A 25,170-nucleotide genomic window follows, 5' to 3' on the forward strand; every position below is an offset into this window, starting at 1 on the left:
GCCTACATTTAGATGAGTAGTTTTTACTGCCGTCGCCCCCTAAGATGGGGTTTCCTTTTACACCATATGGAAACCCATCATGAGCAATCCGAAATTAGAAGTCCTGACACCGCACAACAGCCAGCTGATCTTCATCGATCACCAGCCGCAAATGGCGTTTGGCGTGCAGTCGATCGACCGCCAGGTGTTGAAGAATAACACCGTTGGCCTGGCCAAAGCCGCCAAGGTGTTCAACATCCCGACCACCATCACCACCGTGGAAACCGAATCGTTCTCGGGCCACACCTACCCGGAACTGCTGGACGTTTTCCCAGGCAAGGAAATCCTGGAACGCACCTCGATGAATTCGTGGGACGACCAGAAAGTCCGTGACGCACTGAAAGCCAACGGCAAGAAAAAAGTCATCGTGGCCGGCCTGTGGACCGAAGTCTGCAACACCACCTTCGCTCTGTGCGCGATGCTGGAAGGCGACTACGAAATCTACATGGTGGCCGACGCTTCCGGCGGGACCTCGAAAGAAGCACATGACCAAGCCATGGCGCGCATGGTGCAAGCCGGCGTGGTGCCAGTGACCTGGCAGCAAGTGCTGCTGGAATGGCAGCGCGACTGGGCCCACCGCGAAACCTATGATGCCGTCATGGCCATCGTGCGCGAACACTCGGGCGCCTACGGCATGGGCGTGGACTACGCTTACACCATGGTGCACAAGGCGCCGCAGCGCACCACCACCCAGCATGAAACGCTGGCGCCAGTGGCTGCCAACAAGTAATCAGAAGACGCTGAGCAAGCCGCGCCGAGCCGCCACTGTGGCGGCTTCGGTACGGCTGGCCACGTTGAGCTTGGCCAGGATGTTATTGACGTGGAACTTCACAGTGCCGACTTCGATGTCGGCGCTGCGCGCGATCATCTTGTTGCTCTTGCCGGTGGCAAGGTGGGCGAGGATGTCCAGCTCACGGCGCGACAGCTGGCTGCCAGCCTTGCGCTCGGCCAGCTTGCTGGCTACTGCTGCCGGCAGGTATTGCTCACCGGCGGCGACGGTGCGCAGGCAGTCGAGCAATTGTTCCGAAGCGCCGTCCTTCAGCAGATAGGCTTTGGCGCCGGCCTGCAGGCCACGGTACACGTCTTCGTCACCTTGATATGTGGTGAGGATGACGATGCTGGCGCTGGCGTCCTCGGCGCGGATCTGTTCGATCGCTTCGACGCCGTTCAGGCGCGGCATGCTGAGGTCCATGATGACCACGTCCGGGCGATGCTGCCGGTACAGCGCGACCGCCTGTACGCCGTCGGTGGCCTGCGCCACCAGCCGGAATTCCGGCATCGCGCCCAGCAGCGAGCTCAGGCCCGCCAGTATCAGGGGATGATCGTCCGCGATCAGGATCGAGATGGGGTCCATAAGGTGTACTCCTTGAAACTGAGGTGAAAAACTGTGCCTTGCGGCTGGGCGGCTTCGTTCCAGATGCGGCCGCCGTGCGCCTGGATGATGCAGCGGCAAATTGCCAGGCCCATGCCGGTGCCGCCCGGCTTGGTCGAGAACAGCGGCTCGAAGATGCGCTCAGCCAGCGCGGCGGGGATGCCGGGGCCGTTGTCTTCGATGCTGATGCGTAATGCGCCGTCGTCCAGCCGCGTCCGCAGGCTGAGTGCGCGTGGTTGGCCCTGTACATCCTTCATCGCCTCGATGGCGTTCAGCACCAGATTCATGACCACTTGCATCAGCTGTACGCGGTCGGCGTCCAGTTGGTAAAGGTCGAGTGCGAAGTCTTCGGTCAGTGTCACGCCTTGCTGGCGCAGTTCGCCGCGCAGCAGTTGCAGCACATCGCGCAGCATGTCGTCGACGATAAACGCGCCGCGCTCCTGCTCGGCCTGGCTTGCCATGCCGTGCAGGCTGCGCACCATGGCGGATGCCGCCACGCTCGCCTGCAACACCACACCCAGCGCGGCGCGTGCCTGCTCGATGCGCGGCGGATCATGGTTCAGCCATCGCATGCAAGCCTCGGCGTTCAGCGTGACAGCCGCCAGCGGCTGCTTGACTTCATGGGCGATGGACGCAGCAAATTCGCCCAGCGCGTTGATGCGCGCCGGCCGCAGGTCGGGGGAGGGCTTGATGCTGGCCATACTGCAATTCCTTGGATGGGGACAGTACACATCATGCAGGATAGGCCAGCCGGGGGAAATACGGCAGATTTGCAAGAAGCGACTTACCCTATCGGGTTAGTCGCCCGTTACTCTGGGTTAAGACTTGAGGAAGGCCAGCAGATCGGCGTTCAACTGGTCCTTGTGCGTGGTCGGCAGGCCGTGCGGTGCGCCTGGGTAGACTTTCAGCGTGGCGTTCTTCACCAGCTTGGCGGCCGCGTGGGCCGAGGCGCCGATCGGCACGATCTGGTCATCATCGCCGTGGACGATCAGCACTGGCACATCGATCTTTTTCAGGTCGTCGGTGAAGTCGGTTTCCGAGAACTGCTTGATGCAGTCATAGGCATTTTTGATGCCGCACTGCATGCCTTGTAGCCAGAAGGTATTGCGCACGCCTTCCGATTCCTTGGCGCCCGGACGGTTGTAGCCGTAGAACGGAATGGTCAGGTCTTTGAAGAACTGCGAGCGGTCCTTCAGCACGCCTTCGCGAATGCCGTCGAATACCGACATCGGCAGGCCATCCGGATTGGTCGGCGATTTGACCATCTGCGGTGGCACGGCGCCCACCAGCACGGCTTTCTTGACGCGCGTGCTGCCATGACGGCCGATATAGCGCGCCACTTCGCCGCCACCGGTGGAATGGCCGACCAGCGTGGCTTCCTTGATGTCCAGCGCGTTCAGCAGCGTGGCCAGATCGTCGGCGTAGGTGTCCATGTCGTTGCCGTTCCATGGCTGGCTCGACAGGCCGTGGCCACGACGGTCGTGCGCGATCACGCGATAGCCCTGACTGGCCAGGAACAGCATCTGGTCTTCCCAAGCGTCGCCTTGCAATGGCCAACCGTGGCTGAAGACGACTGCCGGGCCGGTGCCCCAATCCTTGAAGTGTATCCGGGTGCCATCTTCCACGATGACGCTATCGACCGTCAGTTTGCTGTTCGACATGAGGTGCTCCTGCATGAGTGAAGGGATTTGCGTGAAGCAGTGTAAGCAGCGCACGATAGAAATACCTCTGTCAAAAGATCGGCTCCACGACCGCCGAAGAACTCCTGACGAATAGTGACAAATAGTGAACTTTGCAAGTAAGCAAGATGTTATCCTGACCGAGGTGGTGCTGTGAATCGGCGTATTGCAAAGCAGGCCTCCCAGTTTTATTGGGTTTCCGTATTGATTGGAGAAGTAATGAAGTTTTTTGTACTAATGGGGCTTGCGATGGCGTCAGCAGTTTGCATGAGTCAGACAACAGTACCTGAGACCGACAAGGCATTGGACAAGAAGCCCGATTCCAGCGAAAGCGCTCCCGCGCAAGTTCCGCTGAAAACCGGGTATGAACAAGCGCTGCCCTCGCTCCTGGATGATCAATTTGCTTGGGATCAATTTAAGCACCGCACTACGCTGACTTGGGCTTGCCGGGGCACAAAAACCGGGAAAATCGTGGCCAATTCGTATTGCGCCTCGCAACCGATGGTCGATTCCAGGTGGCCGGATAAAAAAACGCCTGAAGATTACGGGGGGGGGGGCTGACTTATTGATTAAAAGCCGCTAACACGAGTCCTCCAGCAGCTGGTTGGGCTACATTTGGAAAATGACCCGCCCGCATCCGGCCAGAAGCCGACCTTGACGGCTTGAAATGCTTCGTTTCAAATCGACAAAAAAATGACGCATAATTAGTGAAACGGTCTGCTACCCCACGTAGCAGGACGCACATGGGGGAGACATGGCGCAAGTGCTGAGAATACTGGTGGTCGATGATGTCGAAACAATGCGCAAGGTCACGGCTGGCCAACTGGCCTCGCTTGGCTATGGGCCGGTGGAGCTCGCATCCGATGGCGCCGAAGCCTGGCGCATGGTTGAGCGCAAGCGTTATGATTTGGTGATCTCCGACTGGAATATGCCGGCGTTGACCGGCATCGCCCTGCTGCAAATGATTCGCTCGAGTCCGCGCCATGCGCACATGCCGTTCATCATGATCACCGCCGAGGCCGAGCGCAGCCGCATTGAAACGGCCATCAGCAGCGGCGTCAGCGACCTGCTAGTCAAACCCTACACGGCGGGCCGGCTGGCCACCAGCATCAAGCGTGCGATGGCGCATCAGATTGCACCACCGGCGCCGGATAAGGAAACGAACATCGACGCGCCGCAGGCCGCCGCAGCCGTGGACGATGTGATCGTCATGCCACCGGCGGCGGTCCATTTGCCACCAAGGGAACCGTTGCCGCCGACATTGCTCCTGGTCGACGACACCGCTGACAATTTGTACGTGCTGGCCAATGTGTTCAAGGGCCGCTACCGCATCAAGGCAGCGCACAACGGCGAGAAAGCTCTGGCCTTGTGCTGTGGCGACACGCCTCCCGACCTAGTGCTGTTGGACGTCATGATGCCCGGCATGGACGGTTTTGAAGTGGCGCGCCGCATGCGCGAGCATCCCGGCGCAGAAAATGTACCCATAATCTTCGTCACCGCCCTTACCGACGACGCCGCGCGCCTGCAAGGCATGGAGTTGGGGGCGGTGGACTTCATTACCAAGCCAATCGACCCGGCCCAGCTGAAGCTGCGGGTTGACAACTTCATGCGCTACGTCGAGCTGCGCCGCCACCTGCAAGCCGATTACGACAATATGCTCGCCATCGCCCGCCTGCGCGATGACGTCGAGGCCATGACACGGCACGACCTCAAGGGGCCGCTGGCCGGCGCCATCGGCATAGTGCAGTCGCTGATCGATGCCGCCGACCTTGACCGCCGACAGCTTGAGAATTTGCGGCTGGCCGAGCAGGCCATGCTGCAGGTGACCGACATGGTCAACCTGTCGACTGAGCTGTACAAGATCGAGACGGGGAAATACGTGCTCCATGCAGCGCCGCTGCCCATCAGCGACATGCTGCGGCGGGTGGTTGAGACGGCACGCGCCACTTACGCGGGCAAGCAGCTGGTGTTGGCGGTCGACACCGATTTCGATGTTGGCACCGACGCTCCGCTAGCGCTGGGCGATGCCATGCTGACCTATTCGCTGCTGAATAATCTGATCAAGAACGCCTGCGAGGCAGCGCCCGAGCGCACCCGCGTCATCGCCACGCTGTATGCCGGAAGCCCGCTGCGCATCGAGATCGTCAACAAGGGTGTGATCCCGGAACCGATACGCGAACGCTTCTTCGACAAGTTCGTCACCGACGGTAAGTCCGGCGGCACGGGCCTGGGCACGTATTCGGCACGCCTGCTGGCGCGCGCGCAATATGGCGAGGTGGCCTTCGCCGTTGATGACGAGCTCCAGACCACCACCCTGATCGTCAGCCTGCCGTCGGCGCCGCCCCCGGCCTGAGGCGAATCGCGCGGCGGCCTTGCTTGTCAGGCTGGCTGCGCCACGGCGTCAAGCGCTTCCAGCGCGGCATCGAAGTCGAAGCGTTCAATTGCCTGGCTGACTTTGCGCAGCTGTCGCGCCAGCGGGTGGCCGGTGGCTTGCGATTCCAATGTCTCCAACACGTCCAGCGCGGCGGTGTCGCTGTCGGCCAGCAGCTTGCGCAGGTGGGCAAGTGTGGCGGCCGCGTCCGGCGGCAGGGCGGGAGCCGCTGCGATGGCCTCGTCCGGGGTGTTCTCTGCCGCTGCCGCGTAGTTGCCCAGTGCGGCCAGGCCGGAAAGCACCGGCGCCAGTTCGTTTTCGACCGCCGCCAGCAGCACAGCCAGTTCGGCTTCGGCTACACCCGCTTTGCATGCCAGTTCCAGTGCCGTAGCTGTCGCCGCCACGCCTTTGGCGCCGACGTTGCCGGCGGTGCCGCGCAAGGTGTGGGCGACCCGCGCCGCCGCTGTGGGGTCATCGCTTTGTCGCGCTGCCTCGAAATCCTCCCGCAGTCTGGTGTGGCCGTCGCGAAAGCGTACGAGCATGCGCAGGTAAAGGTCCTGCCGGTCCATGCTGGTTGCCATGCCGGCGCGCTGGTCGATACCCGGGAGTTGGGCAGGTAGGGCAGCAGCCATTTTGCCTGCGGCATCGGGCTGCACCGCTGGGGGACCTGCTACGGCCGGCTGCGCCGGCCGGATCCACTTGCTCATGGTGGCGAACATGGCGGTGACGTTCAGCGGCTTGGAGATATGGTCATTCATGCCGGCTGACAGCGCCATTTCGCGGTCGCCGGCCATAGCGTTGGCGGTCATGGCGATGATTGGCAGCCGCGCGTACTGAGGTTGGGCGCGCAGGCGGCGGGTGGCTTCGTAGCCGTCCATCACTGGCATCTGGCAATCCATCAACACGCCGTCGAAGGCGGCGGCACCGGCATGGGCGAGCAGGTCCAGCGCTTGCTGCCCGTCGCCTACGACCGTGAGTACGATGCCAGCGGTTTCCAGCAGCTCGCGCGCCAGTTCCTGGTTCATATCGTTGTCCTCGGCCAGCAGCAGGCGGGCGCCGGCCATGCGGGCCTGGTCGGCCGCGCTGCGGTCCTGTCGCTCTGCCTGGCGCGTTTCGGCCACCACGCCCTTGCCCAGTACCTCGCCGATCGCTTCGAGCAGCGTCGACGGAGTGACTGGCTTGGTCAGCACGGCTGGCAGCGCCACCTGCTGGAGCGCCGCCGCTTCCTGAGCGTCGTCCCGGCCGAAGGCCGTCACCATGATGACAGACGGGATGTGATTCACGGCGCCGCTCTGCATGCGCTGCAGCGTTTCGACGCCGTCCATGCCCGGCATGCGCCAGTCCAGTAGCACCAAGTCGTAGGGCAGGCTTTTGCGCTCAGCCTCGAGCATGGTGCGCAGCGCGCTGTGGCCGCTGTCGGCGAGGTCCACCTCCAAGCCGAAACTGCGCGCCATGGTCGACAGGATTTCGCGCGCGCTGGCGTTGTCGTCGACCACCAGCACGCGCAGGCCGAGCAGCTCGTCGGCGTGGAACATGCGGCGCGGCTGCACCTCGGTCTGGCGTCCGAAACGGGAGCTGAAGTGGAAGGTCGAGCCCTCGCCCGGCATGCTCTCGACCCAGATCCGGCCATCCATCAGCTCCACCAGCTTCTTGGAGATGGCCAGACCTAGCCCGGTGCCGCCGTATTTGCGCGTGGTCGAGCTGTCTGCCTGGCTGAACGAGTGGAACAGGCGTTCGCACTGCTCGGCCGTCATGCCTATACCGCTGTCGCGCACCCAGAAGTGAAGCTCGACTTGATCCCCGGCGTCGGCCGCCATTTCGATTCCGACCACGATCTCGCCGCGTTCGGTGAACTTTGCGGCGTTGTTGCCGAGGTTGACCAATACCTGACCCAGCCGCAGCGAATCGCCCACCAATGCGGTCGGCAGGTCTGCCGAGGTGGCGAACAGCAGTTCCAGGCCTTTGTCCTCGGCCTTCAGGCCGATCATGCTGGCGAAGTTCTCCAGCACGTCCTCCAGCCGGAACGGGGCCTGCTCGATGTTCATCTTGCCCGCTTCGATCTTGGAGAAGTCAAGAATGTCGTTGATGATGCCCAGCAGGTTCTCGGCTGAGCGGTGCACCTTCTCGATGTAGTTGCGCTGTTTCTTATCGAGATCCGTACGCAGTGCCAGGTGGCTCATGCCGATAATGGCGTTCATCGGCGTGCGGATCTCGTGGCTCATGTTGGCCAGGAAGTCGCTCTTGGCGCGCGTAGCGTCCTCGGCGATCTCCTTGGCGCGCAGAACCTCGGCCTCCGCCAGCTTGCGGTCGCTGATGTCGCGCACCGAGGCGCACACGCAAACGCCGCGCTCGGCGATGGCCGGCAGCCGCGAGAGGCCGATCTCGACCGAGAAGCGGCTGCCATCCTTACGCATACCGTGCAGGTCGGCGCCTGTCATGCCCATCTGGCGCGCCGTGCCTTGCTCGATGAAACCATTGCGCGAGCCGACGTGGCGCCCGTGCGCCTCCGGCGGCACCAGCGTTTCAATCGGCAAACCGGCTAGCTCGCCGGCCTCGTAGCCGAACAGCTGGTCGAGCTGGGGGTTGGTCATCATGATCAGGCCGTGCGCATCGATCACCAACATGCCGTCCGGCGCCGCCTCGATGATGCCGCGATACCAGGCCTCGGTGGCTTTCAGCACCACCTGCTGCGCTTCGAGTTCGGCGGCCATGGTCTGCACCGCGTGGCTACGCGCCTTGATCTCCAGCGACATCGCCAGTTTGGGCAGCAGCTCGTCCATCAGCACTCGGCCCGATTCGCCGGGAGCATCGAAGCCGGCCAGCTCCAGAACGCCCATCAAGCGCTCGCCGTGCAGCAGCGGCAGCACCTGCAGGTGGCGCGGGTGCGACTGTCCCAGTTGCGAGTGGATTTGGGCGTAGTCATCCGGCAGCGTGTCGAGCCGCCGCGGCTGGCGATCCTGCGCGCATTGGCCCAGCAGGCCGCTGCCCAGCGCCAGTAGCGGCGCCGGTGGATGGTCCGGGTCGGCCGCATAGCTGGCGGCTAGGCGCAGTGCGGTAGCATCTTCGTCAAGCAGGTAGAGCGCGCCCTGGCCGGCCTGTACCAGCGGCGCAAGCAGCGTCAACAGGCGCTGCGCGGCCTGGTCGAGGCTGGCAGCCTGCTGCAGCTCGGACTGGATCGAGGCTTCCTGCGACTTGATCCAGCGTTGCATGTCGAGCTGGCGCGATTCGACTTGCAGCTTGGCGATGGCGCGCGCCAGGTCGCCCGTTTCGTTCTGGTAGTCGGTGTGGGGAATCACGCTGTCGAGCTGGCCAGCGGCCAGCGCATCGACCGCCTCCCGCAGGCGGTTGACCGGGCGCCGGATTGACAGGCTGATCCACCATGCACACAGCAACGCCACCGCCAGGCCGCCGGTCAGCAGTGCGTAGGTAAGGGTACTGCTGGTGAGCGCGAACTGGCGAATGTGGTAGATGGTGCTGCGAGCGTTGGAGTCCTTGACGGCGGCGATCTCGGCCATCTGCAGGTCGGCGGTGCGCACCGCGTGCTGGAAGCGTTCGCTGTTGAGTAGGGAGTTGGCTTCGCCGTTGCGGTGTAGTCGCGTAAGTTCGATTGCCTCGTCGGCGATGCGCTCTGCGCGCGCCAGCATGCTTTCAAAGACGGTATGGCGTTGCTGATTGTCGATGCGCAGCAGGGTGGCACGGGCCTCGTCGACGGCAAAGTGCAGTTGCTCGCGCGCCTTGTCGAGCTGTTCAAGCGCCTCGTCGAAGGCAACCGAGTTCGGGGCGTTGGTCACCTTGTGCAGCATTAGTTCGAAGCGGTTGAGCTGGATGCGGGCTTCCTTGACCTGCACGATGCCGATCATGCCCTCGCTGAGCAGGCGCTGCATGTCGCTGCTCAACTGGTCCTGGGTGCGCAGGCTTTGCAGCCCCAGCGCCAGTGCCAGCAGCAGCACCGCGCAAAAGCCGGCTGCCAGCTTCTGGCGCAGGCGCAGCCGTTCGAGATAGGCCAGGGGCGAACGCATGCGGGCGCTCACTGTGCAGGCAGGGTATGCGCGATGGCGGCGGCCTGCTTAGCCATGTCGTGATCGCTGTCGGCGTAGCGTGCGGCGACCTGCTGGAAGGCGGGCAAGTTGGCCAGGAAGGCGTCGCAGACGTCAGGATCGAAGTGCGAGCCGCGTCCTTCCGCGATGATCTGCACCGCCTTTTCATGCGGCATGCCTTCCTTGTAGACGCGGCGGCTGATCAGGGCATCGTAGACGTCGGCCACTGCCATCAGGCGAGCGGAGATTGGGATGGCGTCGCCGGCCAGGCCTTCAGGATAGCCGCTGCCGTCCCATTTTTCCTGGTGTGAGTAAGCGATCTCCTTGGCCAAGCGCAGGAAGTCGACGTCCATCCCCAATTGTTGCTCGGCGTGGGCGATGGCGTCGCGCCCGAGTGTGGTGTGGGTTTTCATAATTTCGAACTCCTCAGGCTCGAAGCGGCCAGGCTTGAGCAAGATGCGGTCGGGGATGCCGATCTTGCCAATGTCGTGCAACGGCGCCGACTTGAACAACAGCTTGATGGTGTCGGGGTCGAGGAAAGCGCGGAAGCGCGGATGCTCGCGCAGGTGTTCGGCCAGCACCTTGACGTAGTGCTGGGTGCGGCGGATGTGGTTGCCGGTCTCGTTGTCGCGCGTCTCGGCCAGCGAGGCCATGGCGTGGATCGTGACATCCTGGATCGCGCTCAGTTCGCGCGTGCGGCGCTGCACCTCTTGTTCGAGGTAGTCGTTCTTATCGCGCAGGAAGTCGGCAGCGTCTTTGACCTTGAGCTGGGTGCGCACGCGCGCCAGCACCACTGGCGGGCTGATCGGCTTGGTGATGTAATCGGCCGCCCCCAGCTCCAGACCGTGCGTCTCGTCCGCGCTGGAGGCCATAGCGGTCAAGAAGATGATGGGGATGTCGCGTGTGGCCGGGTCGCTCTGCAGTACCTGCGCCACTTCGTGGCCGGTCATCACAGGCATCATGATGTCAAGCAGGATGAGGTCAGGAGGCGGTGCATCCCGCGCGATGCGCAGCGCCTTCTCGCCGTTATTTGCTGCTTTGACCGTATAGCTATCCTTGAGCAAGTTGGCCATCAACAGAAGATTATCTGGCGTGTCGTCCACGACAAGGATTACAGGCCTGATGGGACGGGTAGAAGATGGGTTCATGCCTAAACGCTCCAATCAGGTTGCACTAATTTATTGCCTAGACTATATCTGTGTCCTGTGCGCAAGTAAACCGCATATAAGTTTTGCGAATCGCTCCCGTTGCCTACGCTGCCTTCTCCCGATCCCTGGGTATTGCATAGAACTCCTCATCCTGGCATACAAGCTCTTGCGAGAATCGCTAACCTACGTATTTTCAATCAAGATTTCTAAAATGAATATGGTGTAGTGAGGGTGCGTTTAGGGAGACTTCCGCCGCCAAGCTGAACTTCTGCTTTGGGGCGGTAGCCGCCGGTCGCAACCAAAGACGATTAATATGCATGGGAACAGCTATGGAATTAGCTTTACCATCAAGCTATGTAAGGCTGCGCTTGGGGCGGACTTGGATAAGCTAAAGTCGCCCAGGTGCCTTGCCTCCTGACGTCGAGTACACATCGTCGAATATCATCAGGTGGTGGAGTGCTGGCACCTGGCCGTCGCTGATCTGTCTCCGAGCCGCTGGACATTCCCTTCGGCACCGCGAAATGGCAAATCAGCCCTGTCAAAAGTTCGGTGCTGATTTAGGGCTGACTTACGGGACCTCATCATAGTTGATCGGCAGCCACTCGTATTCGCCTTGGTGCTGGCGGATGTGGCCCAGGCCGGGAAAGGCGATGTGGGCGGCGGCCACGGTCAGGTGCTTTTGCGTGGCCAGTTGCAGCAGTCTGGCGCGCGTGGTTTGTGCGTTGGCTTCGCTGCTGTCGTATTTGACGGTGGCGCTGGGGTGCGGGAACTGGATGCCAGCGACGTGGACGATATCGCCCCACACCAGCAGTTGTTGCGATTTGCTGGTGATCAGGTAGGCGGCGTGGCCGGGCGTGTGGCCAGGGGCGGGCAGGGCTTCGACACCGGGTTCGAGCTGGCCGAAGTCCTGGTATGGCTGATAGTGCCCGGCGGCCTGGTACGGTGCCACGGCGGCTTGCGCGGCGTCGAAGAAGGTTGACAGGAATGCCGGCGCCTTGGCCTTGTTGGCTGGCGTCAGCCAGTAATCGGCCTCGGCTTGCGACAGGCGCAGTACGGCATTCGGGAATACCGCAGCGCCTTGTGACATGATGCCGCCAGCGTGGTCCTTGTGCAGGTGGGTGATGTAGATTTCATCGACTTGTTCCGGCTGGTAGCCTGCGGCGCGCAGGCGCGATACCAGCTTGCCGCAGCAATCGCCGTACAGCTCACCTGCGCCGCTGTCGATCAGGATCAGCTTGGTGCCGGTGTTAATCAGGAAGGCGTTGATCGAGCCTTGCAGCGGCAGTTTCAAGTCGACATCTTCCAGGTCCTTCAGCGCCTGCTGTGGCGTGATGTTAGTCATCACGGTATCGACCGGGAACGGATGGGTGCCGTCGGATAGCGCGGTAATTTCAAAATCGCCAAGCGCGGTGCGGTAATAGCCAGGTGCCTGACTTTTCGCCATCGGCGCGGCGGCGTGGGCGATAAAAGGCGACACTAGCGCGCACGCCAGCAGCAGTTGTTTCAACAGTTTCATGGCTTGCCTTCTTATACAACGTGGAATGAGGATGGTAGCTGAACTGCCACCATCCCGGCCCCCACCTAAAGATATGCGGCGGCCAGAATCACGCATGTCGGCACCCTTGTGCGATAGGCACGCAGGCGATTCAAGCTAGATACTGATGCCATAACTGGCGTAGTCTTTGCGCAGGGACGGCTGGGCTTTCAAAGCGGCCTTGATATCGGCGTCGCCGCCGGCGCGGTCGCCCAGGCGCTGGCGGGCGATGCCGCGACCCAGCAGCGAATGGGCGAAGTTTGGTCTGCCGGCCAGTGCCGCTTCATAAGCCGCCAAGGCATCCTGGTTGCGGCCGAGGCGCAGCAGAACCAGGCCACGACTGTCGACGGCGGCGACGTAATCGGGCTTGCGTTCCAGTGCGGCATCGCAGATAAACAGTGCGGTTGGCAGCGAGACGTTGCGCACGGCCATCAGCCAGCAGATCTCATTCATTTGCCAGGCGTTGTGCGAGGCTTTGAGGGCGTCGCTGAAGTATTGCTCGGCGATGGAGCCCTCGCCACGCTTGCCTGCCACGACACCGCGCATCGCCAGCAAGGGCGGCCAGTAATTATCATCCTGAGACAGCGCCTTCAGTGCTTGCGCCACGACTGCGTCGGCGGCAGCCAGGTTGCCGGCGGCGATTTCCAGGTCGGCACGTTCCTGTGCCAGGATGAAGGATTCCGGCGCCATCTTGGCCGCACGGGCGAGATCGGCGCGGCGGCCTTGCAAGTCGTCCGGTGCGCGCAGACGTGCGCGGCCTAGTAACAGGCTGGCGTCAGGCGCCACCTTGAGGCCGCGTTCGAGCATGGCGTCGGCCTTCGCCGTCTGGCCATGCCGGCGGTATTGCTCGGATATAACGCGGTAGGCGTCGCTCTCTGTGGGGAATTTGGCCAGCGTGGTTTTGGCTGCGGCATCTGCTTCCGCCAGCCGGCCCAGTTGCAGCAGCAAGTCCATGCGGTAGGTGTAGAACAGCGAAGGCGCGTCGGGCACGTTGCCGATCAGCCGGTCCATGTCGGCCAGCGCGTGGGCGCGGTCACCGGTTTGTTCGTAGGCGTTGGCGCGCAGCCAGAGTAACTGCCGGTCGCCTTGCGGCAGCATGTCCAGCGCGTCGGAGTAATGGGCGATCGCCTCGACCGGTTGGTTGCGGAAGTCTGCCAGCTTGCCGCGTGCGGTGTGCAGTGCGTGGTTCTCGCTTTCTATCGCGCCGGAGCGCTTGAAGTCCGCTTCGGCCTGCTGATCGTTGCCGAGGCTGAGATACGCCGTGCCACGGCCTATGTAGGCCATGAAATTATTCGGCGTCATGCTGATGACGTGGTTGTAGCTGGCGATGGCGTCGTCGTATTCGCTGCGCTCCAGCTGGGCGTTGCCCTGGCGCAGATAGTCGCCGGAATGCATCTGTTGCTTGGCGGCCTGCTGTTGTTGCGGCGGCGCCGGTGGCGGCTTTGGCTTGTCGCTGCTGAAGCTCGTGCACATGCGGACCAGGCCAATGAACAGCAGCACCCATAACCACTTCCAGCTGAAGCTGGTTTGCAGTTCATAGCCGCCGGATGCCTCCTTGCGCCAGCCGTCGCGCGACAGCTTGCGACGCCATCCGGGCAGGTCTGCGTAGGCCTGACGCCAGCGGCCTACGGCCCCGGCATCGGTAATCAGCGACATCCAGGTGCTGTAGTTGGCATGCAGCCATTCCAGCGCGCGGTGATGCTTGACCAGCTCGCCGGGAATCGGCGCTGCCGGATCGCGCAGGCGGCTAATCAACTTGCTTTGCTCCTTGCGCGCGGCTTCGATTTGTTGGCTGAACATCGCGTGTTCCTCCAGCGCGCGGTTCAGCGTGGCGCCGGCCATGCCCAGGTTGTACAGACGACGGCGATCTTCCTTCCAGCTGAAGATCGCGGCGGCGGCTACCAGCAGCGTTTCGTGGCCGGGGCGCCAGCCATCCGCCAGCAGGGTGGCGACGTGGTGTTCGAACAGTTCGCGCGCTTCGATGCTGACCAGCTGCTCCAGGCTGCGCTCCAGGTGGGCGCTCCAAAGTGCGGAGGTGCGCTTTGTCGCCTGCGGCGCTTCGGCGTCGATCTGGCGCACGAAGTCGGCATACGCGACGGCGGCCTGTTCGGTGTGGGGTGGCGGGGCTGGCTGTGTGGCTGCGGGCTGTCCGGACGTTTCGTCGAGCGTGAGCGGGACTGCGGCGGCAGGCAGGACGTCGTCACGATGGACATCATCATCGTCTTGGACCTCGTGCTGCTGCCATTGCACCCAGCCCAGGGCCGCCTCATAAGCTTCGCGCAGCGCCTGGAAGGCGGCCGGATCGGCTTCCTGGTCGATCAGCTTGAGTTCGCGCGCGTAGGCGCGGCGGATTGCGCGTTCGTCGGCGTCCTTGTTCAGCGCCAGGCGTTGCAGGTAGGCGGGCATCATTCGTTGAACGGCACGGTGAAGCTGTCGTGCTCGATTTCGTGCAGCAGCGACTCGAACTGCTGCCGCAGCGGATCGATCTGGCGTTTATCCTGGGTTTCCAGCACCTGCTCAAAATCGCGGATGCGCGCGCCCAGCCAGTCGCGCTGCGGGCCGCGCAGTTGCTGATACAGGCGCTCGGCGCGCGCCAGCAAGGTGCGGTGCTCGATGCGGTCGCGCGGGTGGATCTTCAGCTCCGACAGCGCCACAAAGCGCGACGCGATTTCATCTTCCGACAATAGCCCTGGATTGCCCTCAATCACCAGCGTGGTCGACTGCTGTGTATGCACAATGGTCGCCTCCACCTGCAACAGCCCGTTGACGTCGTAGGTAAAGCGGATGTCGATCGCGCTGTCGGCCATGCCCAGCCCTGGCAGCTTGCAATCCAGCTTGCCCAGCTGGATATTGTCGCGCGCCATGCGCGACTCGCCCTGATAGATATTCAGTTCCAGCTTCTTCTGCCGTTCGGCGACCGGATAGTAGCGCTTGACGCGGCTGACCGGCACCGGCGTGTTGCGCTCGATGATGGCGTCGAAGTGGCCGGACGAATGGCTGCCGTCGGCCAGCTGCATGGCCACATCGATGCCCAGCGAGTAGGGCGCCACATCGGTCATCACTATCTCGTCGAGGGCGGCGTCGCGCATCTTCAGGCCAGCCTGCACGGCCGCGCCCAGCGCTACCACTTCGTCCGGATTGATCTCGCAGGCGGGGAAGCGGCCGAACATGCGCGCCACCAGCTTGCGCACAATCGGCATGCGGGTGGAGCCGCCGGCCAGCACCACGTTGTCCAGTTCTGCGGTGCGCAGGTTGGCATCGCGCAGCGCGCGTTCGACCGGATCGCGCAGCCGGCGTAGCAGCGCGGTGGTGATGCGCTCCAGCTCGGCCTCGTCCAGGTCCAGCGCGTATTCCTTGTCATTGTGAGTGATGCGCAACGTGGCGCTGGCCGCCTCGCTCAGTGCGCGCTTGGTGGCCTCGGCTTGCGCCAGCATGCGCGGCATGAAGTGGGCGTCATTCTTCAGCGAAGGCGGCAGCTTGTGATGAACAAAGAAATGATCGACCAGGCAATGCAAGAAATCCTCGCCGCCCAGCATATTGTCGCCGGCCGATGCGCGCACTTCCATCACGCCTTCAAACAGGTCTAGCACGGAAACGTCGAAGGTGCCGCCGCCGAGGTCGAAGACGAGGAATTTGGTTTCGCTGTCGCGCAGGTGGATGCCGTAGGCCAGCGCGGCGGCAGTCGGCTCGTTCAGCAGGCGTTCCACCTTCAGTCCGGCCAATTGGCCAGCGGCGCGCGTGGCTTTGCGCTGCGCGTCGGAGAAGTAGGCCGGCACGGTGATGATGGCCTCGGTGACCGGCTGACCCAGCGCTGCCTCGGCGTCTTCCTTCAGCGAACGTAGCACCAGCGCTGACAGTTCTTCAGGACGGAAATGCCGGTTGCCCAACTGGATGCTCTTGTCGCTGCCCATGTAACGCTTGAACACGGCGGCGGTGCGGGCCGGATGCGTTTGCAGGCGTTCGCGCGCGGCGCGGCCGACCAGAATGCTGCCGTCCTCGTCGAGGCTGACGCACGACGGCGTCAGCACTTCGCCCAGGCTATTGGGAATCAGGCGCGCGGCGCCATGCTCCCAGACGGCAATCAAACTGTTGGTCGTACCAAGATCTATCCCGACAATCATGTTGGCTTCCGGAAAAATTAACAAGTTTATCACGGTAAGCCGACATGTCCAGCCCGGGCTAGTTCAGGTGCACCAGCCCGCGTTTGGCGGCCACCATCGCGGCCTCGGTGCGGGTGCAGACGTTGAGCTTGCTCATAATGCTTTTGACGTGGAATTTGACCGTGCCGACGCCAATGCCGGCGGCGCGTGCGATGACTTTATTGCTCATGCCGGTGGCCAGGTGGCCGAGGATGTCGCGTTCGCGCGGCGTCAGCTGGTTGCCGTGGATGCGGCTGGCCAGCTTGACCGCCAGTTCCGGCATCATGAATTTCTTGCCCTGGAGGACGGAATGTATGCACAGCATCAAGTCGTCCAGCTGTGCGCTTTTCAGCATGTAGGCGTGGGCGCCGGCGCGCATGCTGCGGTCGGCGTCGTCTTCGCCGTCATGGCCGCTGAGGATGATGACCTTGGCTTCCGGATGCTGGGCACGGATGCGGCCGATGGCCTCGACACCGTCGCAACCAGGCATGTTCAGGTCCATCAGCAGCAGGTCCGGTTGCAGGCGCGAGCACATTTCCAGCGTCTGCTGGCCGTCGCTGGCCTGGCCCAGCAGCGTGAACTTGCCATCGGACTCGATCAGCGCAGCCATGCCGGCACGGATCAGCGGGTGTACGTCAGCAATGAGAACGGATGCGGTATTCATGGTCGGGCTCCAGATGAAGAAGTGATGAACCATTCTCGTCAACCTTGCCCGGCCCGTATAGTTATACATTGGTATAGGCCGCGTCCGTCTCATTGCGCTAACGTGCGCTGTAGGCTGCAATGAGCCCGGTGAAGGCGCGCACGCCGACGGCGATCACGCTGTCATCGGCGAGGAAGTGCGGCGAGTGGTTGGAGGCTGCCGTGGCCGGATCAATGCCGTCCGGTGTCGCCCCCAGACCGAAGCTGACGGCGGGAATGCGCGAGCTGAATTCGGCCATGTCGTCGGCGGCGTAGACGCCATTGGCGACGCGTACCTCGCCGGTGGTGGATGCAGCCTTCAGCACCGGCAGCAGCCGGTCGACCAGCGCGCTGTTGTTGGCGCCGGCCGGATAGCCGCCGGGCAGCACCTTGAAATCAGCCGTGGCGCCGGTGCTCTCGGCGGTGTCCTTGAAGGTGCGTTCCAGCCGCGCCACCACATCGTCGCGCTGCGCCCTGGTCACGCTGCGGATCGTGCCTTCCAGCCGCACTTCGCCGGGGATGATGTTCTGGCGAATGCCGCCCTCGATTTTGCCGATGGAGATGACCGGCGCCGGCAGCGACAGGTCGGACTGCCGGCTGGGGATGGTCTGCAAGGCCAGCACGGCCAGCGCCGCCGCCGGTACCGGGTCGACGCCGCGCCACGGCGCCGCCGCGTGCGTTGATTTGCCGATGATGCGGGCGACGAAGATGTCCGACGCCGCCGTGGTGCGCTCGCGGCTGACCGAGACGGCGCCCGCTTTGCCGGCGCCGACGTGGGTGGAGAAGAATACTTCCGGTGTTGGTGCGTTCAGTACACCTTGCTTGACCATCAGCGCGGCGCCGCCTTCCTCGCCGTCCGGCGCACCTTCCTCGGCCGGCTGGAAGATGAATTTGATCGTGCCTTTCAGGTGCTTGCGGTCGGCCGCCAGCACTTCGGCCACGCCAAGCAAGATGGCGATGTGGATGTCGTGACCGCAAACGTGGGCGACGCCGACCTGCTTGCCGTTGTACTCGGTCTGGACCTTCGACGCGTAGGGCAGATTGGTCTGCTCGGTGACGGGTAGCGCGTCCAGCTCGGAGCGCAGGCCGATCACCGGCCCGGGCAGCGCGCCCTTCAGCACGCCGACCACGCCAGTGCCGGCGATGCCGGTCTGCACTTCCAGGCCCAGCTTGCGCAACCGTTCGGCCACCAGCGCCGAGGTGCGGGTTTCGCGGTTGCCCAGTTCGGGATGCTGGTGGATGTCGTGGCGGATGGCGATCAGACCGGGCGTGGCGGCGGAGATCAGGCGTTCGATTTCCGGCGAGGCGGCGCTGGCGAGGACGGGCGCGGCAAGCAGCGCCGCAACGATCAGTTTCAGTTTCATGGGTTCCTTTCAATTACCAGCGGTAGGTGGCGCTCAGGCCGAAGGTGCGTGGATCGCTGTTCGAGTAGCCGACCACGTTGTTGCCGTAGGGGATGGCGTTGGTCTTGTAGAAGCGGTCGCTGACGTTGTTGACGTAGAACGTCAGGTTGACCTTTTTGCCAGGCGGCAGGTACGACAGCTTCAGGTTGCCCACGGTGTACGGCTGCTGGATGTAATTCGGGTCGGTTTCGTTGGTGGTGACGAAGAAGTAGCGGCTGCGGTAGTTCCAGTTGGTCGAGAACACGGCCTCGCCACCATCCGGCAGCGGCTGGCGGTATTCGCCGCCAATCAGCACGTTGGTGTGGGGCGCGCGGCCGAATTCGTTGCCGGTGTAGGCGCCGTAGTCTGTGTACTTGCTGCGCAGCAGACCGATGGCGGCGTTCAGGCGCAGGCCTTGCGCCACTTGTGCCGCCAGTTCGAATTCGGCGCCGCGCGCCTTGGCACCGGCGCTGTTGGTCAGGCGGGAGACGGGACCGGTTGGCGTGCTGACCACCTGGTTCAGTTGTACGTCCTTGTAATCGTAGTAGAACACGGTGACGTCGGCGGTGACGCGGTTGTCCAGCCAGGCGCTGCGCAGGCCGGCTTCGCCCGAGGTCAAGTATTCCGGACTGACGATGGCGGTGGTGCTTTGTGTGGTGACGCCGCCGTTGTAGCCGCCGCCACGGAAGCCCTTGGCCGCGCGCAGATAGCCCGATAGGTCTTGCGTGAATTTGTATTGCGGCGTCAGGTCCCAGGTGGCGGCTTTCCAGGTGGTGTCGGCATTTTGCGTGGCGGTGGTGGCCAGCGTGGAGGATACCGACGAGCGCTGCCACCATTGATTGGTGTTGCGGTACGTGACGGCGCCGCTGTTGGCCACGCGATTCAGCGCTATCTCCTTGCTTTCCGAAGTCCAGCGCAGGCCGCCGGTCAGGTTGAAGCGGTCGCTGAAGTTGTAGGTGGCGCTGCCGAACAGTGCGTAGCTTTTGGTGTCCTGATGCAGGGCCAGGTTGTTGAAGGCGGTCGGAATGGTGCCGACCGGCGCCGGCAGTGCGGTAACGCCGGGCAGGTTGCCGGACGAGCTGTTGTTGTCCAGCTTCTCCTGGAAGTAATGCAGGCCGGCGATCCAGTTCAACTGGTCGCTGCGTGGCGAGGCCAGGCGGATTTCCTGTGCTGCCTGGCGGGCGGCGATCTCGGCGTGGCTGCGTGCGATTTCCAGTGGCGTGGCGTCGCCGTCGCCGTTGGTGGTGCGGGCCACGCGTTCATACGAGGTGATCGAGGTCAGTTCGTTGCGGCCGAGATTCCAGCGCAGGGTCAGCGAGGCGCCGCTGTTGCGCAGCTGGTCGCTGGTGGGGGCGTTGGTGGCGATATCAGCCGTGCCCAGCGGTGGTAATTTATAACCATACAGATTGGTGCCGCCGACGCCCAGGCCCAGGCCTTGCAGCGCGTCGCCGCTGCCGTGGTAGTCGCGGCCGTGCAGCTTGAACAGCGCTTGCAGGTCGGGCGAAATATTGGCCAGCAGTTGCAGACGGATCAGGTGGTCTTCTTCCTTCTTGCCGGTCCTGGTTTTCTGGAAGGTGTTGTCGGCGTAGCCGTCGCTGCTGTCGCTGTAGACAGAGATGCGGCCGGCCAGCACATCTTCCTTCAGTGTGCCGCCGGCGGCCGCTTCCACGATGTGCGCGTTGTGGTTGGCCACTTCGGCCTTGACGTAGCCTTCCGGCTTGAAGGTTGGCTTGTTGGTGGTGAAGGCGACTGCGCCGCCGGTGGTGTTCTTGCCCCACAGCGTGCCTTGCGGGCCGCGCAGCACTTCCACTTGCCGCAGATCGAACGGCGGGCTGCCGCTCAGCAGCGGCGAGTTGAGGTAAACCTCGTCGATGTAGAAGCTGACCGGCGACACCAGGTTGGCCGACTGGTCGCCGCTGCCGATGCCGCGTATCCACCAGCGCGTGCGCACGTGGCCGTCATTGGTCGGGCCGGAGGCGTTGGGCACCAGGTCCATCACGCCGCCCGCCGACAGGTTGCCGCCGCCTTCGCGCAAGTCCTTGCCGCTGAAGGCGGAGATGGCGGCCGGCACGTCGCGTGCCAGTTCGTTGCGCTTCTGCGCGGTGACGGTGATGGTCTGAAGCGCGGCTGCTTCGCCGCTTTCGGAGGCATCGGCTGGCTCGGCGGCGTGGCCGAAGGCGCTTGCTGCGCCTAGCGCGGCCAGCAGGTGCAGGTTGATGGTGGTACGTTGGGGCTTGCGCATCGTTGCTCTTCCTTTTGTTGTTTGAAACTGTGATAGCTTTCTGCAACATGCGTGCCGGGAGATAACGATGGTTTTTGCTGCGAGGGAGGCAGGGTGTGCGTGCTTTGCAACAGCGTTGTGCTGCAAAGCGCGCAGCCATTAAAGCAGTGTAACGGCCTGGTCGAAATTCAGGCGCGGGCTTCGGGCGAACAGCGAGGCGGGATCGCCGTAGCCGAGGTTGACGATGAAGTTGACGGCGTGCTGGCCGTCGGCGAAGAACTCGGCGTTGACGGCGTTGGCGTCGAAGCCGGACAGCGGGCCGGCATCCAGTCCGAGCGCGCGGGCGGCCAGGATCAGGTAGGCGCCTTGCAGCGAGCTGTTGCGCACGGCGGTCGGTTCGACCAGCGCCGGATTGGCTTCAAACAGCGGCTTGGCGTCGTAGGCGGGGAATTGCGACGGCAACTGGTCGAAGAAGCGCTTGTCGTGGGCGATGATGACAGTGGCTGGCGCGGCGATGGTCTTGGCGCGGTTTTTCTCGGACAGGGCAGGGGCCAGGCGTTGCTTGGCTTCTTCGGTGCGCAGCACGATGTAGCGGGCGGGTTGGGCGTTGAAGGCGGTCGGGCCCCATTTGAGCAGGTCGTACAGCGCCTTGATGGTGTTGTCGTCGATGGCTTGCGGCAGGAAGTTGCTGTAGCTGCGGGCGCTGCGGAACAGTTGATCCAGCGCCGCGTCGTTGAGAATGGCGGACAAGGTGACTCCTTCTGGTTGAGGGTTAGACGATGGCTTCGGCTTTTTTCAGGTAGGTGCGCAGGATGTTGCGGCTGATGTTGAGCAGCTTGGCCGCACGTACCTGGTTGCGCTGGCAATGCTCCCAGGCGGCCAGCACCAGTTCCTGCTGCAGCGCTTCGAATTCGATCGGCTCGCCGGAGGCAAGCAGCGTCTGCCAGGCGCGATGGAAGGCCGCGTTGGCCGGCGCATGCGCAACAGCCGCGCCGAATGTATCAGCCGCAGGCACCGCGCCCGCTGGTCCGTTCGGCAGCACCGCGCCGCCGCTGACATGGGCTGCGCCTGGGGCCAACGATTGGCTGCCGCTGCCGTGGGCTGCGCTAGGCGCGAGGTCTGGCGCTGTGGTATCGGCCGGGCGTGCTGGCGGTGGCGCGTAGTGTGGCGCGGCTGGCTGGAGCATTGCTGGCGGCGCATTGTGCCAGCCCGGCAGGTTCAGCTCCGTTGGCGTGACCAGGCCGGCGCGCGACAGCAGCACGGCGCGGTGCATCACATTTTCCAGTTCGCGGATATTGCCCGGCCACGGATAGGACAACAACGCGCGCTCCGCCTCCGGCGACAAGCGCGCATCATCCACCTGCAAGCGCCGTGAATACGTCGCCATAAAGTGATGCGCCAACGGCAGCACATCGCCGCTACGTTCACGCAAGGGCATCACCGGCAGTGCAATCACCTGCAAGCGGTAATACAAATCCTCACGGAAGCGCCCAGCCCGCACTGCCTCCGACAAATCGATATTGGTGGCGGCAATCAGCCGCACATCGATCGGCACCGCGCGGCGCGCACCCAGACGTACCACCTCGCGCTCCTGCAACACGCGCAGCAGCTTGACCTGCATCGCCAGCGGCAAATCACCGATCTCGTCAAGGAACAGCGTGCCGCCATTGGCCGTCTCGAACCAGCCAGCCTTGCCTTGCATGGCGCCGGTATAAGCGCCGCGCTCGTAGCCAAACAGTTCGCTCTCGATCAGCGTCTCGGAAAACGCGCCGCAGTTAATCGCTATAAAGCCCGCATCGCGACGGCGGCTCAATGCGTGCACATGGCGCGCCACCAGCTCCTTGCCGGTGCCAGTCTCGCCGGTGATGAGCACCGTGGCCTCGCTGGGCGCCACGCGCTCGATCACATCATGCAGCGCACGCGTGTTGGGATCGGCAAACACAAACGCCGTTGCCCGCACCATCAGGCTCATCTGCTCTGCATCGCGGAAAGCGATCAGTGGCTTGGCGCTTGCTTCATCGCTCCTGGCGACGCCTTTCGCAAGATCGGCGCTGCGGGCAAATTCGGCAGAAAAATTGTGTGCGAGAAGTTCCATGCAATGAATATATCCCGCATAGATGCAAGTCGTGAACGAATCATGCCAACCTAGCTTATCCGGATTTGGCATAAAGCTGCGCGGGTGTAGTCACCGCAACAGCAGCTGTTGCGAAATCAGCAGAATGCTGAACTGCCAGCATGAAAACACGGCTTTTCGGCTGGCACGCTTCATGCGACCTGTGGTGGGAGGCCAACATTCACAGGAGAAACTGCATGAGCACCGAATTCATCTGGCAACTGCCCACCGCCGGCGACGGCCGCTACGCCGAAGCCACGCGCCTGCGTCGCGGCGAGCGCAGCGGCCAGCAACGCCCGCCATTCACGGACGGCGTCACCGACCCGCGTGGCAACCGCTTCAACTACTTCGACTACGCCCACCAGGTCGCGCGCGCCGCCGACATCTCCGGCTTCGACGGCCTGCGCATCCGTCACGACTTTGAAGGCGACGACAGCTGGATCATCGCTGGCTATCTGGCGCGCGGTACCCGTCACATCCGCCTGTTAACTGAATTCGAAGCCTCGTGGGGATCGTCCGTGTACGCCGCCAAGAACGCCGTCAGCTTCCAGCGCGCCGCCAACGGCCGCTTCGCCTGGCAACTGGTGCAGGGCGGCGATGAAGCCAGCCGCCGCCAGCATGGCGACAACCTGCCGCAAGGCGAAGTGCTCGCGCGCATCGATGAATTCATTACCGTGGCGCGTGGCGTGCAGACCAGCGCCCCGTTCAGCTTCAAGGGCCGCTACTTTGAAGTGCTGGATGGCGGCTTCCGTGGTCCGCTGGCTGGCAATCCGCTGCCGCCGGTATACCTGTCCGGCGAAGGCGCCGAAGCGCTGGCGTTGTCCGCGCGCCAGGCCGACGTGCATGTCTTCGACGCCGCGCCGCTGGAACTGATACGCGCCGGTGTGGCGGCGCTGCACCAGGCTGGCAGCAACGGCCGGCAGGTCGCCGCCGGCCTGCGCATCGACGTGGTGGCGCGCGAAACGCAGGAAGAGGCTGAACGCGACGCACTCCGCTACCGCGAGCAGACCGGCGCCGGCACCGCTTTGCCGGCGCTGGATGCAGACCGCTACTGGGACGGGTACGCCACCGCACGCAGCGGCGCGCGCGGCGCGCTGGTGGGCAGCTACGAGCAAGTGATCGATGCCCTGGCCGCCTACGCCGAAGCGGGCGTCAGCAGCTTCCTGCTGGGCGCCGAGCCGGCGCTGGAAGAAGCCTACCGCATCGGCGAATACGTGCTGCCGGCGCTGCGCGCCCGCCTGGCAAAGGCCGAACAGCAAGCCGCCTAACCCTTACTAAACAGGACTGAATATGACGATCGATATCTTCTGGCGCATTCCCACCCACGGCGAACCAAGCTCGCACCGCGCCCGCACGCCATTCCGTGGCGACTGGTTCCCCGGTAACGACAACCTGCGCAAAGCCGGCCTGGGTGGCGGCGGCGCCGATGGCTTCAACTACCTGGACTACATCGCCGAGATTGCCCATGCGGCGGAAATCTCCGGCTTCCAGGGCGGCCTGATTCCATCCTTCCCGATGACCGACGAGCCATGGGTGATTTCCTCGCTGCTGGCGCGCGAAACCAGCACCTTCCGCTTCATGATTCCGTTCCAGCCGGGCTTCCTGAATCCGGTGGTGGCGGCGCGCATGACCGCCAGCCTGCAACGCGCCACCGGCGGCCGTGCGCTGTACAACGTGATTACCGGCGGTGGCGGTCCATCGCAACTGTGGTGGGGCGATTCCGCCGGCCATGACGACCGTTACACGCGCACCACCGAATTCCTTGACGTGGTGCGCGGCGTCTGGCGCGGCGGACCGTTTTCCTATCAGGGCAAGTTCTATCAGGTGGAGAATGCCGGCCTGGCGCATCCGCTATCGGAAGAAGAGTTCCCGGAGATTTACTTCTCCGGCTCCTCGGATGCGGCGCTGGCCTCGGCATCCAAACACGCCGATTACTACCTGACCTGGCTGGAACCGTTCGATCAGCTGCGCGAGAAATTCCGCCGCGTCAAAGAGAAAACCGATCTGCTGGGCCGCAAGATCAAGTGTGCGGTGCGAGTCGACGTCATCGCCCGCGCCACCGAGGAAGAGGCGTGGGAAGAAGTGCGCAAGGGCTTCGACAACGTGGCGCCTGAAACCCTGCGCGCCTTCCTCGGCCAGGACGGCGGCGATTCGGTCGGCGCGGCACGCCAGCGCGGCAACCGCCCGACCACCATCAACAGCTACAAGGACCTGATCACCGAGCCGAATGTGTGGGCCGGCTTCAACCTGTTCCGTGGTGGCCAGACGCAGGGCATCGTCGGCAGCTACGAGCAGGTGGCCGAACGCCTGGACGACCTGGTGCAGCTGGGCGCCGACGCCTTCATCCTCGCCAGCACACCGCATCTGGAAGAAGCCTACCGCGTGGGTGAAGAGGTGCTGCCGCTGGTGCGTGGCCACAGCAATTCCAAGCTGCTGCGCGCAGTCGGCTAACTG

General features: G+C 63.5%; 18 protein-coding genes. 5 read left to right on the forward strand and 13 right to left on the reverse strand.

Going from position 1 to position 25,170, the window contains the following annotated elements:
* Window positions 1–79: 79 nt before the first annotated feature.
* The gene (locus BLS51_RS17050) at window positions 80–769 is read left to right on the forward strand and encodes a hydrolase (protein ID WP_090185020.1); all 690 of its coding nucleotides are present in this window, start codon (window positions 80–82) and stop codon (window positions 767–769) included.
* Here BLS51_RS17050 and BLS51_RS17055 read toward each other — a convergent pair whose 3' ends face one another.
* The 3 genes from BLS51_RS17055 to BLS51_RS17065 all read right to left on the reverse strand — a co-directional run bounded on the left by BLS51_RS17055 (window position 770) and on the right by BLS51_RS17065 (window position 3,072).
* Window positions 770–1,393 (reverse strand): response regulator, encoded by a 624-nt coding sequence (locus BLS51_RS17055; protein WP_090185022.1) that lies wholly within the window; start codon window positions 1,391–1,393, stop codon window positions 770–772. It lies immediately after the preceding gene.
* Window positions 1,372–2,112: a sensor histidine kinase gene (locus tag BLS51_RS17060; RefSeq protein ID WP_090185025.1), complete on the reverse strand. Its 741-nt coding sequence runs from the start codon at window positions 2,110–2,112 to the stop codon at window positions 1,372–1,374. Before BLS51_RS17060 ends, BLS51_RS17055 begins: the two co-directional genes overlap by 22 nt.
* Before the next feature lie 117 nt (window positions 2,113–2,229).
* Window positions 2,230–3,072: an alpha/beta fold hydrolase gene (locus tag BLS51_RS17065; RefSeq protein ID WP_090185031.1), complete on the reverse strand. Its 843-nt coding sequence runs from the start codon at window positions 3,070–3,072 to the stop codon at window positions 2,230–2,232.
* A gap of 237 nt (window positions 3,073–3,309) precedes the next feature.
* Here BLS51_RS17065 and BLS51_RS17070 point away from each other — a divergent pair, with 237 nt between their 5' ends.
* Both BLS51_RS17070 and BLS51_RS17075 read left to right on the forward strand, forming a co-directional pair.
* On the forward strand, window positions 3,310–3,651 hold the full coding sequence (locus tag BLS51_RS17070; RefSeq protein ID WP_090185034.1) for a hypothetical protein: 342 nt from the start codon (window positions 3,310–3,312) through the stop codon (window positions 3,649–3,651).
* Window positions 3,652–3,844: 193 nt separating this feature from the next.
* Window positions 3,845–5,443, forward strand: a complete 1,599-nt coding sequence (locus tag BLS51_RS17075) for an ATP-binding response regulator (RefSeq protein WP_090185037.1) — start codon at window positions 3,845–3,847, stop codon at window positions 5,441–5,443.
* A 26-nt stretch (window positions 5,444–5,469) separates the two neighbouring features.
* Here the strand turns inward: BLS51_RS17075 and BLS51_RS17080 are convergent, their stop codons facing one another.
* The 10 genes from BLS51_RS17080 to BLS51_RS17125 form a co-directional block, all read right to left on the reverse strand.
* Window positions 5,470–9,480: a response regulator gene (locus tag BLS51_RS17080; protein ID WP_090185040.1), complete on the reverse strand. Its 4,011-nt coding sequence runs from the start codon at window positions 9,478–9,480 to the stop codon at window positions 5,470–5,472.
* Between the two features lie 8 nt (window positions 9,481–9,488).
* Window positions 9,489–10,646, reverse strand: a complete 1,158-nt coding sequence (locus tag BLS51_RS17085; RefSeq protein WP_175472606.1) for a response regulator — start codon at window positions 10,644–10,646, stop codon at window positions 9,489–9,491.
* A gap of 568 nt (window positions 10,647–11,214) precedes the next feature.
* Window positions 11,215–12,162, reverse strand: a complete 948-nt coding sequence (locus BLS51_RS17090; protein ID WP_090185046.1) for an MBL fold metallo-hydrolase — start codon at window positions 12,160–12,162, stop codon at window positions 11,215–11,217.
* A gap of 135 nt (window positions 12,163–12,297) precedes the next feature.
* On the reverse strand, window positions 12,298–14,589 hold the full coding sequence (locus BLS51_RS17095; protein WP_090185049.1) for a tetratricopeptide repeat protein: 2,292 nt from the start codon (window positions 14,587–14,589) through the stop codon (window positions 12,298–12,300).
* A complete protein-coding gene (locus BLS51_RS17100; protein WP_090185052.1) occupies window positions 14,586–16,301 on the reverse strand; it encodes a molecular chaperone HscC in 1,716 nt (571 codons plus the stop codon). The genes BLS51_RS17095 and BLS51_RS17100 overlap by 4 nt, the downstream gene beginning before the upstream one ends.
* A gap of 58 nt (window positions 16,302–16,359) precedes the next feature.
* The gene (locus BLS51_RS17105; protein WP_090185054.1) at window positions 16,360–16,983 is read right to left on the reverse strand and encodes a response regulator; all 624 of its coding nucleotides are present in this window, start codon (window positions 16,981–16,983) and stop codon (window positions 16,360–16,362) included.
* Window positions 16,984–17,080: 97 nt separating this feature from the next.
* Window positions 17,081–18,364: an amidohydrolase gene (locus tag BLS51_RS17110; RefSeq protein WP_090185057.1), complete on the reverse strand. Its 1,284-nt coding sequence runs from the start codon at window positions 18,362–18,364 to the stop codon at window positions 17,081–17,083.
* A 13-nt stretch (window positions 18,365–18,377) separates the two neighbouring features.
* Complete coding sequence (locus BLS51_RS17115; protein ID WP_090185061.1) at window positions 18,378–20,624, reverse strand: TonB-dependent receptor; 2,247 nt, start codon at window positions 20,622–20,624, stop codon at window positions 18,378–18,380.
* A gap of 138 nt (window positions 20,625–20,762) precedes the next feature.
* Entirely contained in the window at window positions 20,763–21,353 is a 591-nt protein-coding gene (locus tag BLS51_RS17120) for a malonic semialdehyde reductase (RefSeq protein WP_090185066.1), read from the reverse strand.
* Between the two features lie 22 nt (window positions 21,354–21,375).
* A complete protein-coding gene (locus BLS51_RS17125) occupies window positions 21,376–22,698 on the reverse strand; it encodes a sigma 54-interacting transcriptional regulator (RefSeq protein WP_090185069.1) in 1,323 nt (440 codons plus the stop codon).
* A gap of 215 nt (window positions 22,699–22,913) precedes the next feature.
* Between BLS51_RS17125 and BLS51_RS17130 the strand changes: the two genes are divergently transcribed.
* Both BLS51_RS17130 and BLS51_RS17135 read left to right on the forward strand, forming a co-directional pair.
* Window positions 22,914–23,984 carry an LLM class flavin-dependent oxidoreductase gene (locus BLS51_RS17130; RefSeq protein ID WP_090185072.1) on the forward strand — a complete coding sequence of 357 codons (1,071 nt, stop codon included), beginning with the start codon at window positions 22,914–22,916 and terminating at the stop codon, window positions 23,982–23,984.
* 22 nt (window positions 23,985–24,006) lie between these two features.
* Window positions 24,007–25,167: an LLM class flavin-dependent oxidoreductase gene (locus tag BLS51_RS17135; RefSeq protein WP_090185075.1), complete on the forward strand. Its 1,161-nt coding sequence runs from the start codon at window positions 24,007–24,009 to the stop codon at window positions 25,165–25,167.
* Window positions 25,168–25,170: the final 3 nt, after the last annotated feature.

The sequence above is a fragment of the Duganella sp. OV510 genome, from assembly GCF_900100205.1.
Taxonomy (GTDB): Bacteria; Pseudomonadota; Gammaproteobacteria; order Burkholderiales; family Burkholderiaceae_D; genus Rugamonas.